Source organism: Streptomyces dengpaensis (genome assembly GCF_002946835.1).
In the GTDB taxonomy this organism is placed as follows: domain Bacteria; phylum Actinomycetota; class Actinomycetes; order Streptomycetales; family Streptomycetaceae; genus Streptomyces; species Streptomyces dengpaensis.
The window spans coordinates 6,888,253-6,902,703 of the sequence record NZ_CP026652.1; the positions used below are offsets into that span (position 1 = coordinate 6,888,253).

Annotated in this window: 11 protein-coding genes and 3 pseudogenes; 8 read left to right on the forward strand and 6 right to left on the reverse strand. The window is 69.9% G+C overall.

Features of this window, described 5'->3' with window-relative positions; all coding sequences use genetic code 11:
• Window positions 1-74: 74 nt before the first annotated feature.
• Together C4B68_RS31775 and C4B68_RS31780 are read right to left on the reverse strand one after the other, a co-directional pair.
• Window positions 75-1,139, reverse strand: coding sequence for a phosphatase PAP2 family protein (locus C4B68_RS31775; protein WP_099502981.1), 1,065 nt, complete (start codon window positions 1,137-1,139; stop codon window positions 75-77).
• A gap of 237 nt (window positions 1,140-1,376) precedes the next feature.
• Complete coding sequence (locus tag C4B68_RS31780; protein WP_240634541.1) at window positions 1,377-2,600, reverse strand: glycosyltransferase family 39 protein; 1,224 nt, start codon at window positions 2,598-2,600, stop codon at window positions 1,377-1,379.
• A 315-nt stretch (window positions 2,601-2,915) separates the two neighbouring features.
• On the opposite strand from C4B68_RS31780, the gene C4B68_RS31785 reads away from it, so the two are divergent.
• Together C4B68_RS31785 and C4B68_RS31790 are read left to right on the forward strand one after the other, a co-directional pair.
• Window positions 2,916-4,520, forward strand: coding sequence for an MFS transporter (locus C4B68_RS31785; RefSeq protein WP_099502985.1), 1,605 nt, complete (start codon window positions 2,916-2,918; stop codon window positions 4,518-4,520).
• A 217-nt stretch (window positions 4,521-4,737) separates the two neighbouring features.
• Entirely contained in the window at window positions 4,738-5,928 is a 1,191-nt protein-coding gene (locus C4B68_RS31790) for an acyl-CoA dehydrogenase family protein (protein WP_099502987.1), read from the forward strand.
• A gap of 39 nt (window positions 5,929-5,967) precedes the next feature.
• Here C4B68_RS31790 and C4B68_RS31795 read toward each other — a convergent pair whose 3' ends face one another.
• Window positions 5,968-6,405 carry a cell division protein SepF gene (locus C4B68_RS31795; protein ID WP_099502989.1) on the reverse strand — a complete coding sequence of 146 codons (438 nt, stop codon included), beginning with the start codon at window positions 6,403-6,405 and terminating at the stop codon, window positions 5,968-5,970.
• A 421-nt stretch (window positions 6,406-6,826) separates the two neighbouring features.
• Between C4B68_RS31795 and C4B68_RS31800 the strand changes: the two are divergent.
• From C4B68_RS31800 to C4B68_RS31820, 5 genes and pseudogenes are all read left to right on the forward strand, one after another.
• A pseudogene (locus C4B68_RS31800) lies at window positions 6,827-7,979 on the forward strand (DUF5685 family protein).
• A gap of 187 nt (window positions 7,980-8,166) precedes the next feature.
• Window positions 8,167-8,949 carry a DUF1684 domain-containing protein gene (locus C4B68_RS31805; RefSeq protein ID WP_099502991.1) on the forward strand — a complete coding sequence of 261 codons (783 nt, stop codon included), beginning with the start codon at window positions 8,167-8,169 and terminating at the stop codon, window positions 8,947-8,949.
• Between the two features lie 374 nt (window positions 8,950-9,323).
• Window positions 9,324-10,226, forward strand: coding sequence for a S1 family peptidase (locus tag C4B68_RS31810; RefSeq protein WP_099502993.1), 903 nt, complete (start codon window positions 9,324-9,326; stop codon window positions 10,224-10,226).
• Window positions 10,227-10,432: 206 nt separating this feature from the next.
• Entirely contained in the window at window positions 10,433-11,302 is an 870-nt protein-coding gene (locus tag C4B68_RS31815) for a slipin family protein (RefSeq protein ID WP_099502995.1), read from the forward strand.
• 278 nt (window positions 11,303-11,580) lie between these two features.
• Entirely contained in the window at window positions 11,581-12,663 is a 1,083-nt protein-coding gene (locus tag C4B68_RS31820; RefSeq protein WP_099502997.1) for a S1 family peptidase, read from the forward strand.
• A 225-nt stretch (window positions 12,664-12,888) separates the two neighbouring features.
• Here C4B68_RS31820 and C4B68_RS44465 read toward each other — a convergent pair.
• A pseudogene (locus tag C4B68_RS44465) lies at window positions 12,889-13,035 on the reverse strand (DNA glycosylase AlkZ-like family protein); the annotation flags it as partial.
• Between C4B68_RS44465 and C4B68_RS31825 the strand changes: the two are divergent.
• On the forward strand, window positions 13,034-13,228 hold the full coding sequence (locus tag C4B68_RS31825) for a hypothetical protein (protein ID WP_099502999.1): 195 nt from the start codon (window positions 13,034-13,036) through the stop codon (window positions 13,226-13,228). The pseudogene C4B68_RS44465 and the gene C4B68_RS31825 sit on opposite strands and share 2 nt — an antisense overlap.
• 79 nt (window positions 13,229-13,307) lie before the next feature.
• Here C4B68_RS31825 and C4B68_RS44150 read toward each other — a convergent pair whose 3' ends face one another.
• Both C4B68_RS44150 and C4B68_RS31835 read right to left on the reverse strand, forming a co-directional pair.
• Window positions 13,308-13,646: a TetR/AcrR family transcriptional regulator C-terminal ligand-binding domain-containing protein gene (locus tag C4B68_RS44150; RefSeq protein ID WP_257217381.1), complete on the reverse strand. Its 339-nt coding sequence runs from the start codon at window positions 13,644-13,646 to the stop codon at window positions 13,308-13,310.
• A 17-nt stretch (window positions 13,647-13,663) separates the two neighbouring features.
• Window positions 13,664-14,326 (reverse strand): annotated as a pseudogene (locus tag C4B68_RS31835) (alpha-hydroxy-acid oxidizing protein); the annotation flags it as partial.
• Window positions 14,327-14,451: the final 125 nt, after the last annotated feature.

Genomic DNA, 14,451 nt, shown 5'->3' on the forward strand with positions numbered 1-14,451 from the left:
CCCGGCTCGTCAGGAGTCGGGGGCCTTCGCGGTGCGGGGAGGCTGTGCGTACCGGCCCCGCGGTCCCGTTGTCCTCAGCCGCCCGTCAGGGGGCGGGCCGAGGGTGTCGTCGTGCGGACTGCCACGCGGTCCGGGTGCGGCGGACGGCGACTGCCGGCCGGTGTCACCGGGGTGCGCTCCGAGCGGGTCGTATGCGGCCCGGGGGCCAGGTGGATGGGCGGCCGGGGCGAGCGCGCGGCGGTGACCGCCTCGCGGGCCGGAGCCTCTTCCTCCGGGCTGCCGGCCTGCGGGAGCATGACGGGCGCGCCGACCGGCGAGGCCGCCGACGGGGGTCCCCCCGCGTGAGCGGGTTCGAGCGTGGGGGAGGGGACGGTACGGCCGCCGCGGGCGCGCCAGGAGTCGCGCACCGAGAAGATCCAGATCTCGGCGCGGGCGATCAGCGGCTCGAGCCAGGGCAGCGCCAGCAGGATCAGCAGACCCGCCGCCCAGCCCAGGAGCACATCGCTCAGCCAGTGCGTACCGAGGTACACGGTGGTGAGGCCGACGCCGAGCGCGGTCACGGCGGACAGGGCGGACAGCCAGCGCCTGGCCCTCGGGGTGGAGGCCAGATAGGCCAGGATTCCCCAGGTCACGACGGCATTCGCGGTGTGGCCCGAAGGAAATATATCGCCGCCGAGCCCCATCTCGTTCGAGCCGATCGTGATGGCGTAGTGCGGACCGAGGCGGCCCATGCCGAGCTTGGCGGCACCGACCGTGATGTTGAGCAGCAGCAGCGTGGCGCCCAGCGTGAGCAGCGGGCGCAGGGTGTGCTGCCGCCAGGAGCGCCAGCCCAGCCAGGCGGCGACCATCACGGCGGTCGGGCCGCGCTGGCCGAGCACCACGTAATAGTCGAGGAACGCGTGGATCTCCGGCCATTGCTGATAGGGCCGGAAGAACATGATCTGCCAGTCGAACCGGACCAGCCACGATGTGATCGCCACGGCCCACACGATGGCCAGGTAGAAGGCCAGGGTTGCCGCGAAGAGCACAACCCTGTGCCGACTCATCTTCGGCACATCGATGTGGGCCGGCCGTTCCGGCTCACGGTCCAGCCGGGCGAAGACCCGTTCCAGGCGGGTGAGGTTTCGTTCGGTACGCACTCAATGGACGTTACAGCGAGTGAGCTCACTTCCAGGCCGATTCACTCGCTTTGTGATGACGATGTGATGTGGGATTCCTCTCAGATCCATGTTTATTTCCAATGAATCCCTAATCATTGGGGAGCGGATTCTTCAATTCCATTGCTCTCGTTGGGTTAGTTTCGCGGTGCTTAAATATTCGTTTACTCATTCCTGGGGTGGAATTTCCTGGCCGCTCACTCTGCGTGAAGGGGGCGATCATGGAGGACCGGAGCCATTCAGCCAGAACGCCCCGTAGACCGCCGAGGCCACGGCCGTGGCGCCGAGAACCAGTGCTGATCTGGACGTACGCAGGCGGGACAGGGCCAGGGCGAGGGGCAGCAGCAGGGGGAAGGCGGGCATCAGGAGGCGTGGTTTTGAGCCGAAGTAGCTCGACGCGCACAGGGCGAGCGCCGTGACGATCCCCGCGTACACCAGAAGCGGCAGCGGCTGTCCCTGCCGTACGCACGTCACGTACAGCCACACGATCAGCGCGACCCCGACGATCAGCCCGACGCCCGCCAGGGCCGACGGGAACGACGTGAACTTGTCGCCGACGAAGCGGGCGAAGGCGTAACCGCCGTCGAATCCGTTGCGCCAGCCCGCCTGGACGTCGAGATAGCCGAGCGGGCCCTTGCCCGTGCGGTGGCCGACCCACAGCACGTAGCCGGCGGCGCCCAGTGGCGCGAGGAGCATGCCGAGGGCGCGTGGCCACACGGGAGCGCCGTCCGGTTGCGGCACGCTCCGCTTTCCTTCACATGGGGTATCCGCGCCCCGGTCCGGCACGGCTCTCGTACGCGTCCCCCGTACGAGAGAGGCGCTCGCCGCCGCCCAGACGGCCGCGACCACGGCGATCCCCACCGGGCGGGTCAGCCCGGCGAGCGAGGCGAGGAGGCCCGCCGTGAGCCAGCGGCCGGTCAGCACCGCGTAGAGCGACCAGGCGGCGAGCGCCGTGAAGAGGGACTCGCTGTACGCCATCGACTGCACGATCCCGACGGGCAGCACCGCCCAGACGAGCACCGCGCAGACGCCGGCCCGGCGTCCGTACACATGGTCCGCGACGGCGAAGATCCCCCAGGCCGCCGCGAGTGAGGCCAGCGTGCTGACCCGCAGGCCTGCGTCCGCGGACGACAGCGGTGTGACCGCCGAGCCGAGCCGCTCCAGCCAGGGCAGCAGCGGGAAGAACGCCAGGTTCGAGTGCACGTCGCCGTTCGGCAGCCGCACCTCCCAGCCGTAGCCGAGGTCGGCGACGCGGGTGTACCAGAGCGAGTCCCAGCGGGCCGTCAGGAGCGTGTACGCGCTCTTGTCGTGCGCCGCGCTCCCCAGGGCGAGGGCGACAAGGCCCAGGACACGGACGCCCGCGTACCCCAGGAGGGCGGGTACGGCCCGGCGCAGGGCGCCCATGCGGGGCGGCGTCAGGACAGGCGCCTCAAGATCGGTCACGGGCTCGATTATCGGTGGCCGCCGGAACCGGCCGGGCCCACGAGACGTGGTGCATCAAGGGGAACGTGGCGTATGCCACACGCTCGACGGGAGTACGTGAGAGGTCCGCCGCGCAACCGTGGCAGGGACTCGCGTACTCTGACGGACCACTCGCCTTTGTGCTGGGCCCTGTCGTCCATGTGCCGCCGCGAGGCAGGCGGCACATGGACGACAGGGCCCAGGGCCCCCGGGATTCCGCTCTCCCCGGGCCGCAGCCCCAGGGAGTCCCCACCCTGTGGCACCGCCGAACGCGAGGGAACATCGGGAGGTACGTACATGTCCGGGACGCCCACGGCCGCTGCGCGATGCCGTCGGGAGGCCGGGGCCGGTGCCAACCGCTGGGTCGTCCTTGTGGTGCTGTGTGTCAGCCTCCTGCTGGTCGCCGTCGACGCCACCGTGCTGCATGTCGCGGTGCCCGCCGTCACCGAGGACCTCAAGCCCGACGCGATAGAACTGCTCTGGATCGTCGACGTCTACCCGCTCGTCTGCGCCTCGCTGCTCATCCTCTTCGGCACGCTGGGCGACCGCGTCGGCCGCAGAAGGGTCCTGCTTCTGGGGTACGGACTCTTCGGCGTCGCTTCCGGGATCGCCGCCCTGGCCGACAACGCGCAGGTCCTCATAGGTGCACGCGCCCTGCTCGGCGTCGGCGGCGCGATGATCATGCCCGCGACGCTGTCGATCCTGCGCCAGGTCTTTCCCGACCGGCGGGAGCGGGCGCTCGCGATCGGAATCTGGAGCGCGGTGGCCGCGGTGGGAGCGGCGATCGGCCCGCTGCTCGGCGGCTTTCTGCTCGAACACTTCTGGTGGGGATCCGTCTTCCTCATCAACATCCCGCTGATGCTCGTCAGCCTGCCGGTCGGACGGCTGCTGCTGCCCGAGTCGCGGGGCGACCGCAACGGTCCCTGGGACGTGGTCGGGGCGCTGATGGCCGCCGCCGGGCTCTTCGGGATCGTGCTCGGCGTGAAGCGGCTCGGTGGCGGTGAGGCGCCGTTCAGCCCGTTCACGCTGGTGCCGCTGCTCGTGGGCGGTGCGCTGATGGCCGGGTTCGTACGGCGACAGCGGCGTCGGGCGTCTCCGCTGGTCGATCTGCGGATGTTCGCGCGGTCCGCGTTCAGTACGTCGGTGGGGTGCATCGTCCTCGCGATGCTCGCGCTGGTCGGGCTCGAGCTGATAGCCGCGCAGTACCTGCAGCTCGTGCTCGGGCTCTCGCCGCTGGAGACCGGGCTGCGGCTGCTGCCGCTCACCGTCGCGGCGATGGCCTCGGGGCTTGCCGGGGCGAAGATGCTGCGAAGGCTCGGGCCGCGCGCGATGGTCTGCTTCGGTTTCTGTCTCACCGCGGCCGCGGTCGTCACGCTCACCGCGATGGGCCGGGAGGACAACGCGGGGCTGCTGCTCTTCGGGTTTGTGCTGCTGGGCTTCGGCCTGGAGACCACGCTCTTCGGGGCGTACGAGTCGATGCTGAGCGAGGCGCCGCCCGCGCAGGCGGGTGGGGCCGCCGCGATCGGGGAGACCTCGTACCAGCTGGGGGCCGGGATCGGCATAGCGCTCCTGGGGAGCGTGATGAACGCGGCGTACGCGCCGGGGCTGTCGTCGGTGCCGGGAGTTCCGGCGGCGGATTCCGCCGCCGCGGGGCACTCCCTGGGCGAGGCGTACGAGGTCGCCGCGCGGCTGGGCGGCGCTCCGGGGGCGGCCTTGCGGCATACCGCGCGGGACTCCTTCGTGCACGGGCTGCATGTGACGTTGCTGGTGAGTGCGGGGCTTCTGCTGCTGGGGGCGGTGATGGCGCTGCGGTTGCCGCGGGTGATGGAGTGCCCTCCGCCGGCGGGCTCGGCCGAGATTCCCGCGCCTCGGAAGGTCGCGGACTCCCGCGTGTCCGCGTAGCCTGCCCGGGCCTTCGGCCCGGCAGGTGTCTCCCACCCGCGCACAGCCCGTTCAACTCCGTCGACAGGTCCAGGTCCCTCGTGGGGGTGGCCCGCCGTTGGCGCTGCCGGTTCCTGCGCCGTCGGAGATGCACTGGACGTGCGGGACACTGCGTCGTAACGTCGGCTCTCGCATCGTGACTAGCGGTGCTAGTTTTTAGTTTCCGGAGGCTGCTCTGATGTCCGCGTCCTCGAAGCTCCCGCCCTTTGACCCCGCTGATCCGCTCGGGATCGACGACCTGCTGGACCTGGAGGACCTGGTCATCCGCGACACCGTGCGGGCGTGGGCCGCGGACCGGGTGCTGCCCTACGTCGCCGAGTGGTACGAGAAGGGCGAACTGCCCGGGATCCGGGAGCTGGCGCGGGAGCTCGGCGGGATCGGGGCGCTCGGGATGTCGCTCCAGGGGTACGGGTGCGCCGGGGCCAGTGCCGTTCAGTACGGGCTCGCCTGTCTCGAACTCGAGGCCGCCGACTCCGGGATCCGGTCCCTCGTGTCCGTGCAGGGATCCCTCGCCATGTACGCCCTTCACCGGTTCGGAAGTGAGGAGCAGAAGCATGAGTGGCTGCCCCGCATGGCCGCCGGTGAGGTCATCGGGTGCTTCGGGCTCACCGAACCCGACCACGGGTCCGACCCCGGCTCCATGCGGACCTACGCCAAGCGCGACGGCGGGGACTGGGTGCTCAACGGGCGGAAGATGTGGATCACCAATGGGTCGGTGGCCGGGGTCGCCGTCGTCTGGGCCCAGACCGACGACGGGATCCGCGGGTTCGTCGTGCCCACCGACGCGACGGGGTTCTCCGCCCCCGAGATCAAGCACAAGTGGTCACTGCGGGCCAGCGTCACCAGTGAGCTGATTCTTGATGATGTGCGCTTGCCCGCCGATGCCGTACTGCCGGACGTGACCGGGCTGAAGGGGCCGCTCAGCTGTCTGTCCCACGCGCGGTACGGCATCGTGTGGGGGTCGATGGGCGCCGCGCGGGCCAGCTTCGAGGCGGCCGTCGAGTACGCGAAGACGCGGGAGCAGTTCGGGCGGCCCATCGGAGGTTTCCAGCTCACCCAGGCCAAGCTCGCCGACATGGCGGTCGAGCTGCACAAGGGGATTCTGCTCGCCCATCACCTGGGGCGCCGCATGGACGCGGGACGGCTCCGTCCCGAACAGGTCAGCTTCGGCAAGCTCAACAACGTACGAGAGGCCATCGAGATCTGCCGTACCGCCCGTACCATCCTCGGTGCCAACGGGATCTCGCTCGAATATCCGGTGATGCGGCACGCCACGAACCTGGAGTCGGTGCTCACGTACGAAGGCACCGTCGAGATGCATCAACTCGTGCTGGGCAAGGCGCTCACCGGACTCGATGCCTTCCGGTGAGCCGAGCACCGGAGTGCGGGGCCGGTGAGCGGCCCTGCCTCAGCTCTGGTTGAAGAAACCGTCCGTCTGACGGCCCGCGGCCTCGCCGTTGACGATCTCCGTGTTGGCCGGGGTCAGCAGGAAGACACGGGTGGCGACCCGTTCGATCGTGCCGCGCAGCCCGAAGGTCAGGCCGGCCGCGAAGTCCACCACGCGCTTGGCGTCGGCGGGCTCCATGGACGTGAGGTTGATGATGACCGGGACGCCGTCCCGGAAGAGCTCGCCGATGCCGCGTGCGTCCCGGAAGCTGTCCGGGGTGACCGTGCCGATCCGGCGGCCCTTCTCCTCCGCGGTCTCGGACGCGACCTTCACGCGCGGGTCGGTGACCCAGGCATCGCCGGATTCCTGACCCTCGGCGTAGTCGTCGTCGTAGTAACGCTCGTCATCGTTGTCGTCGACGAGGCCAAGCCAGGCACTCGCCTTGCGCACCGATCCCATGGACGCCTCCTCTCACAGCGGTCCTTCTTGCTTTCCGCATCCCCATGGTCGTCCATGATGCGGATGTCGCGCTAAGGGGATAGACGCCGCGCGGGGGTTTCGTGACGGTACTGGTGCACAGCAAATACGTCGAGAGCCCGCGCGCCCCAAGGGTCCTGCGGGGTACGGCTGCTGACTGAGAGTGAAATATGATTTGCGACGGCGTTCGAGTGACGGACGGTGCGTACGGGTGAACGGGGTGGTCGATACTGTGCTGTCCGGTGCCTCCGGAACGCACGAGCCGGCGTCCAGAACATGACCGTGCTCGGCCTTCCTTCGGCGGTGCCGCGGCTCAAGGTCGTCCGTGCCACGGGGGAGTTTCGTGTTCGGAATCGTCAGGCCCTGCAGTCACCGCCTCGGTGGAGGGCTCAGCACGCAGTGGATGGCGCATTTGTGCGGGCTGTGCCTCGCGCTGCGCCGCGACCACGTCCAGTTCGCCCGGATCGTCACGAACTATGACGGGCTGCTGATATCAGTTTTGACGGAGGCTCAGGCCGAGCGGGCGACGGCGACGGGCTGGCGGCGCACCGCCGGGCCCTGCCCGTTGCGCGGTATGCGGACCGCGTCCGTCGCGCAGGGCGAGGGCGCGCGGCTCGCCGCGGCCGTCTCGCTGGTGCTCGCCTCGGCGAAGGTGCGTGACCATGTGGCCGACGGGGACGGCCTTTTGGCCCGCAGGCCCGTGGCGCTCGCCGCGCGCCGGGTCGCCGCGAGCTGGGGCAGGGCCGGTGCGCGTACCGGCTCCGACGTCGGCTTCGACACCGCCGTACTCGTCGACGCCGTGGACCGGCAGATCGGTATCGAGACGCTGGCCGGCATCGGAACGCCGCTGCTGACCGTCACCGAGCCGACCGAGACCGCCACCACCGCGGCCTTCGCGCACACCGCCGTCCTCGCCGGGCGCCCCGGCAACGCCGAGCCGCTTGCCGAGGCCGGACGGCTCTTCGGACGGCTCGCTCATCTCCTGGACGCCGTGGAGGACCGGGAAACTGACGCTGCGTCGGGGGCGTGGAACCCTCCCCCACTCTCGGCTTCGCTCGAGCGGGGGACCCCCATCCGCCACGGGAACGTCCTTGGCCGAGGCCCGGCGGCTCGCCGACGACGCCCTGCACGGGATACGGCTCGCGCTGCGCGAGGTCGAGTTCATTGACGGCAAGCTGGCGCACCGGCTGCTCGTGCACGAGCAGCGCGCGTCTGTCGACCGGGCCTTCGGCACGGCCTCCTGCGCTCACCGCACCGAGCTGGCCGGCGAGGTACGCACCGCCCGGCGGCCCGGGAGCCCCGCCGCTGCCCCCGGAGCCGCCGCGCCGCGACCGGCGCGGGCTGCTCGCGGGTGTGCCATCTGGATGGGGCTGGCCTGTACGTGCCAGATGTGCTGCGGCACGTACGAGGATCCCTGGTCCCGGGAGCGCCGGGAGGGGCTGTGCAGCAACTGCGACTGCTCGAACTGCTGCGACTGCTGTGACTGCTGTGACTGCTGCGGGAACTGCTGTGACGGCTGTGGCTGCGACGGCTGCGACTGCGGGTGTAACTGCTGACCGCCACGGTGTGACGGCGGCTCAGTCCTTGAGCTCCGGCGGCGAGATCCGCGTGGCGGACTCGACGAGTTCGTGGACCGGGTGATGCCGCTGTTCCAGGAGCGTGGCGCGTTCCGCACGGAATACACGGGCACGACGCTGCGCTCACACCTCGGGTTGACCGAGCCGGTATGGAAGGGTTGATCACATGACGACGGACGCATCCGAGGACTGGAAGCAGTGGCACGAGCACCGCATCGAGACGGTCTCCGCGCCCTACGGACCGCTCGCGCTCACGGGCACGCACTGGATCGAGGACTTTCCGGAGGGTCGACTTCGGGACATCCCCGGTCATTGGGCCGCGAAGGACGACGGGGTCGTCCTGACGGCGGTGGCCGAGGACGGACTGTCCGTCGACGGGGAGCCCTTCACCGGCGAGGTCGTGCTCGACGCCGACCTCGGACCGGCGGCCGGAGCCCGCGTCGGGCGCGGTGAGCGGCGGTTTGTCGTCCTCGTGCGCGAAGAGGTCTGGGGCGTACGCGACTACGACCCCGCCGCACCCACGCGGAAGGCGTTCCAGGGCATCGAGGCCGCGCCGTACGATCCGCGCTGGTCGGTGCCGGGGCACTTCACGCCGTACGGGGAGGACCGCACCGTACGCGTCGAGAACGCGGACGGCGTCACCCGCGGCCTCGGGCTCGGCGGTGTCCTCGCTTTCACCCTGGACGGACAGGACCTCACGCTCCAGGTGTCGGTCGAGAGCGACGGCACGCTGTGGACCGTCTTCGCCGATGCCACCAGCGGGGAGAGCAGTTACCGCTTCCGGTTCCTACGCCCCGCCGCGCCCGACGCCGAGGGGCGTACGACGGTGGACTTCAACCGGGCCGTGCTCCCGCCGTGCGCGTTCGCCGCCCACTTCATCTGCCCCTTCCCGCCGCCGGGCAACGCGCTCGGCGTCGGGATCGAGGCGGGGGAGCGCAACCTGCTCTGAACCAGCCTCTCGTGGCAGCACGCGCCGGCGGTCCGACCGCCGGCGCGTGCTGCGTTTTCGATGGCCCCACCGTGGGCGCGTGTTGTGTTTTCGGCGGTTCGACCCGCGGCGCGTGTTGCGTTCTGATGGCCGGTCGGTTTCCTGTGTTAGTTGTTCCATCCGCCGGGAAAGATCAACGCCCGTAGGACGTACGTAAGTTGAACGCTGCACGGCCGAAAGGCGCCCTTGCGCCGGTCGGCTGTGCGGCCGAATACTCCCCACAGCGCTTGTCAGGGGCACGGCTTGTCCGGAATCCGGACGGGTGGGTCCCCGGCTGCGCCTCACGGGCCCCAACCCCACTTGAGGGCCCCCGACTTCCCTTCGGAGGAACGAACGTGAGGATCAAGCGCACTACCCCCCGCAGCGGCATAGCGAGACGTACCCGGCTGATCGCCGTGGGCACCGGACTCGTGGCCGCGGCCGCCGTCACCATCCCCACCGCCAACGCGAGCGACGCGCAGACCTTCAGCACGTCCCAGCTGAAGAGCGCCAGCTCTTCGGTGCTCAAGGCGGATGTGCCGGGCACCGCCTGGGCGACCGACACGAAGACCAACAAGGTCGTCGTCACGGTCGACAGCACCGTCTCCAAGGCCGAGATCGCGAAGATCAAGCAGGCCGCGGGCGCCAATGCCGGCGCCCTTCAGATCAAGCACACGCCGGGCAAGTTCAGCAAGCTGATCTCCGGCGGCGACGCCATCTATGCGAGTAGCTGGCGCTGCTCCCTCGGCTTCAACGTGCGCAGTGGCAGCACCTACTACTTCCTGACCGCCGGTCACTGCACCGACGGCGCGGGCACCTGGTGGTCGAACTCCTCCCACACCACGGTGCTCGGCAGCACCGCGGGCTCCAGCTTCCCGGTCAACGACTACGGTCTGGTGCGCTACACCAACACCTCGATCACCAAGTCGGGCACCGTCGGCAGCGTGGACATCACCAGCGCCGCCACTCCGTCCGTGGGCACCACGGTCTACCGCCGCGGCTCCACCACCGGCACGCACAGCGGCCGGGTCACCGCCCTCAACGCGACCGTCAACTACGGCGGCGGTGACATCGTCTACGGCATGATCCAGACCACGGTCTGCGCCGAGCCCGGCGACTCCGGCGGCCCGCTCTACTCCAACAGCGGCATCGCCTACGGTCTGACCTCCGGCGGCAGCGGCAACTGCTCCTCCGGCGGCACGACGTTCTTCCAGCCGGTCACCGAGGCCCTCAGCGCCTACGGGGTCAGCGTCTACTGACGGACGCACCCGGCGTTCTACGACACCCGCACGACCGAATTCTGCAGCCAGCAGCAGGCGAGCCCTCGCACACAACTGACGTGCGGGGGCTCGCCCTTGCTCAGGTGACGGAGTTACCGTCGAAGTACACGCTGTACGCGGTGTATGCGCCTGATGCAGGCCTGATGCACGCTTGATGCGCCCACTTCGGACCCTGGGGGGCCGTGATGGTCGAGGAGCTGGTGGCGGCGGGAGTCTCCGTCGCGTCCGTGGGGCTGGTCTATGTGATGACCGGGGCCCGTGTCGTCAAACAGTACGAACGGGGCGTGGTGCTGCGGCTCGGCAGGCTGCGCTCGGAAGCGCGCGGTCCCGGGTTCACGATGATCGTGCCCTTCGTCGACCAGCTGCGTAAGGTCAACATGCAGATCGTGACGATGCCGGTGCCCGCGCAGGAGGGCATCACCCGGGACAACGTCACGGTCCGGGTCGACGCGGTCGTCTACTTCAAGGTGGTCGACGCGGCCGACGCGGTCATTCAGGTCGAGGACTACCGTTTCGCGGTCTCGCAGATGGCGCAGACGTCCTTGCGCTCGATCATCGGCAAGAGCGATCTCGACGATCTCCTGTCCAACCGCGAGAAGCTCAACCAGGGCCTGGAGCTGATGATCGACAGCCCGGCGATCGGCTGGGGTGTGCAGATCGACCGCGTCGAGATCAAGGATGTGTCGCTGCCGGAGACGATGAAGCGGTCGATGGCCCGGCAGGCCGAGGCCGACCGGGAGCGGCGGGCCCGGGTCATCAACGCGGACGCGGAACTGCAGGCGTCGAAGAAGCTCGCGCAAGCCGCCGGAGTGATGTCGGACCAGCCCGCCGCGCTGCAACTGCGCCTGCTGCAGACGGTGGTGGCGGTCGCGGCCGAGAAGAACTCGACGCTCGTCCTGCCCTTCCCGGTGGAGCTGCTGCGGTTCCTGGAGAGGGCGCAGCAGCCGACCGGTCCGGCGCCCAGCGCGGCTCAGCAACCGGTGCACGAGCAACTGCCGCTTCCGGAAACCCCCTTGGAACCGGACTCCGAGGGGTCGAAAACCGGACAGGACTAGACCTCACGCGCTGCACAGCGGCCACATGCGCACAGTGTTTGCAGTGGGAACCCACGTGGTGTGACCACGGCCGGTCAAGTCGTAGGCGGCGTACACCTGTTGGCGCACGCGCGTCCTGAAGTCGACCTTGTGTGCCCCCTGTACGCCTCGGAATAGTGGTCGGCGACCAACTGACATGGACGCGGCTTTTTCCTGTCCGCCGGGTTCATGTACGTACGCCTTCCGGTCCCGGTGGCCTCCATGGCCTCCCGGACCAACCCCCCACAGGAGGACGTGAGTTGAACCACCGACGCATACCCAAGCGCCGTGCCGTCATGGCGGGTGCGGGCATCATCGCACTCGTCGGCGCGGGAGTTACCTTCCAGACTGCGAACGCGAGCGAGACCCCGAAGACCGCCACGCCCGAGACCCTGTCGGTCACGGCGGCCGGAAAGCTCGCCTCGACGCTCGGCAAGGACCTCGGCGCCGACGCGGCGGGAACGTACTACGACGCGAAGACCAAGAACCTCGTGGTCAACGTGCTCGACGAGACCGCCGCCGAGACCGTCCAGGCGGCCGGCGCCAAGGCCCGGATCGTCGAGAACTCCCTCGCCGAGCTGAAGAGCGCCCGTACGACGCTCAAGGAGGACGCGACCATCCCCGGTACGTCCTGGGCGACCGACCCGACGACCAACAAGGTCGTCGTCACCGCCGACCGTACGGTCTCCGAGGCCGAGCTGGCCCAGCTGACCAAGGTCGTCGACGCCCTCGGCGCCAGAGCTGAACTCCAGCGCACGAAAGGGGAGTTCAAGCCCTTCATCGCGGGCGGCGACGCCATCACCGGCGGTGGCGGGCGCTGCTCGCTCGGCTTCAACGTGGTCAAGGACGGCGCGCCGTCCTTCCTCACGGCCGGGCACTGCACCGAGTCCATCTCGAGCTGGTCGGACTCCAGCGGCAACGTCATCGGCCAGAACGAGGGGTCCAGCTTCCCGGACAACGACTACGGCCTGGTCAAGTACACGGCCGACGTCGCCCACCCGAGCGAGGTCAACCTCTACAACGGCTCCTCGCAGGCCATCAGCGGGGCCGCCGAGGCGACCGTCGGCATGCAGGTCACCCGCAGCGGCTCGACGACCCAGGTGCACTCCGGCACGGTCACCGGCCTGGACGCCACCGTGAACTACGGCAACGGCGACATCGTCAACGGCCTCATCCAGACCGACGTCTGCGCCGAGCCCGGTGACAGCGGCGGCTCCCTCTTCTCCGGCGACAAGGCGATCGGCCTCACGTCCGGCGGCAGCGGCGACTGCACCTCCGGCGGGGAGACCTTCTTCCAGCCGGTCACCGAGGCGCTCTCGGCCTTCGGCGCCCAGATCGGCTGACGCTCACCGACCTGACCAGGGCCCCGTCCCCGCGCACATCGCGGGGGCGGGGCCTTCGCGCTGTCGAAGGCGCGGGTCCAGTCCACGGGATTCCGTCGGCCTGGCACGGCCGGGCCGACGGCGCTGAACCGCTCAGCTCGGCGACGCGGCGACTCGTACGCGGTCGCTTTCGTTGTCGGAGAGGAACGACGCCAGGTGCCGCCCCTGCTCGGCGACGGCGGTGCGGTCGGCTCGGGCCAAGGGATCGAACGCGCGCAGCCGCGACCAGAGCCCGACGAACGGCTCCCGCGGTTCCTGCGCCTGCAGGCCGCAGAGGTGGGCGACCGCGTCGAGGACCGGTACGTCGGCGCGATCGAGCGTCTCGCGCAGGATGTCCGCGCTCCTCGGTCCGGGCGGCGACTTCGGGGGCGGCGACCCCCTGGGTGTCCTTCACCCGGAGGTGAGCGCCGATCGCACCGACGAAGAAGAGCACGACGCCGATCGCGGCGGCAATGCCGCTCGACGCCTGAGACTGAGGACCGCTGCCCACTTCGGTCCGGCACGCAGGCTGATCCTCGCCGCGTGATCGCCAAATCCCATGGGTCACTCGGCCAGTGCACCGGTCCACGTTCAGGTGTGAGACGCCTGCGACGCCGCGCAGGCCATCACCGGTCCGTAACTGGACGCGCCCCCGCTTCTCGGTGAGAGAGCAGCGGGGGATTGTTGGTGACGAGCTGGACGAGGTGTTCGGCGAGGTCGGTGTCGAGGGGGGAGCCGGTCATGAGTCGTCGGTAGAGGATGGTGCCGGCCCATATGTCCTGGACGAGGTCGGTGTCGAGGTCGTCGGGCAGGTCGCCGCGCTGGATTCCGCGGCGCATCGCAGCGTTCCGCTGTCGAAGCCGGCCAGGTCCTGCCCGACCCGGGTCAGGAGAAGGAATGGCTGAGGCAGCACGAGGCGTAAAGCGCTGCCGATCGCCGGTCCCGCGACACCGGCTCTGCCGCACCGCGCTGACACTGGGTGTCAGGTGAGGTGGCGGAGGGCGTCGGGGGTGAGGTCGGCGAGGGTGGGGTAGCCGTCGACGGCCATGATCAGGTCGGCTTCTGCGAGCAGGGCCCGCAGAACGTGGACGATGCCGGCTTCGCCGCCGTGGGCGAGGCCGTATGCGTAGGGGCGGCCGACGCCGACGGCGGTGGCGCCCAGGGCGACGGCCTTGATGATGTCGGCTCCCGTGCGGACACCCGAGTCGAACAGGACGGGCGTGCCGTCGGCGGCCTCGACCACGTCGGGCAGGGCGTCGAGGGCGGGCAGGCCGCCGTTGGCCTGGCGTTCGCCGTGGTTGGAGCAGTAGATGCCGTCCACACCGGCGTCCTTGGCACGGCGGACGTCGTCGGGGTGGCAGATGCCCTTGAGGATCAGCGGCAGGTCGGTGATCGAGCGCAGCCAGGGCAGGTCCTCCCAGGTGAGCGGGTTGCCGAAGATCTTCACCCACTCGGTGACCGCGGCCTTCGGGTCGTCCTCCGGGCTCTGGGCGAGGCGGGAGCGGAAGACGGGGTCGCTGGTGTAGTTGGCCAGGCAGTTCCCGCGTAGCTGGGGGAAGTTGCTGGTGCCGAGGTCGCGGGGGCGCCAGCCGGTGATCCAGGTGTCCAGGGTGACCACAATGCCCTTGAACCCGGCCTTCTCAGCTCACCCGCCGCGGCCTCCTGCGATTCCGCTGCGACTTCGCCCGCCCCCTCGGCGGCTGGCCCGTCTCGGTCACCCTCTGGGCCAAAGTCCCACCCGCCGACCTCCCCGAGATCGGCCACGCCCTC